Source organism: Acinetobacter legionensis, assembly GCF_048551735.1.
GTDB lineage: Bacteria > Pseudomonadota > Gammaproteobacteria > Pseudomonadales > Moraxellaceae > Acinetobacter.
Map to the genome: position 1 here is coordinate 1 of NZ_JBIMBV010000081.1, position 696 is coordinate 696.

A 696-nucleotide genomic window follows, 5' to 3' on the forward strand; every position below is an offset into this window, starting at 1 on the left:
TCAAATTACCTGACTGTAATTTCAAGGTATATTGAAGATTGATACCATTAATTGATGATTGTTGGGTTTGAATCGACGCTGTATTTTCACCAACCTTCGTTTGTAATGTGGTAGTTGCTGAGACATTGGCTGATACTGCATCGGCCGTTGCTTTAATCTGTTGTTGATATAAAGCATCGTTCTGGTTCATTTGGGCAGTAACTTGGTCAGTGCGAATAGACTGAGCTAAATCTCCTTCGATACGAGCTGATTGTTCAGACCAAACACCTGCATAACCACTATTGTTACCAATTAGATCAGTTTCTGAACCAATTAAAGTTGGATTGACTTGAGCATATACACCATCAACCTTAGTTGTTGTTGCTGTCAATTTATTGTCAACATCAGCAACTTTTGAATCAACAGTACTCAATGCACCCGTTGTCGCATAATTGCCTAGCTTCACTTCTACAGCGTCAACCTTCGATACAGCAGAACTTGCATTAGTCACAGCCACATCAGCTTTTGATAAAGCACTTGCAGAATTAGTTAGTGCATTATCAGCTGTACTTTTTGCCGAAGTTGCAGTTGCGTTGGCTTGTTGCGCCATTGATGCTGCTGCACTTGAATCAGTAACCGCAGTATTTGCTTTGCTTAATGCACTGGCTGCATTAGTTTTTGCTATTGATGCATCGGATTCGGCAACATCAACACGGC

1 pseudogene is annotated in these 696 nt (G+C 40.8%); it reads right to left on the minus strand.

The features are described from left to right. Positions 1-589 (minus strand): annotated as a pseudogene (locus tag ACG9ZL_RS21095) (TipJ family phage tail tip protein); the annotation flags it as partial. Positions 590-696 lie beyond the last annotated feature (107 nt).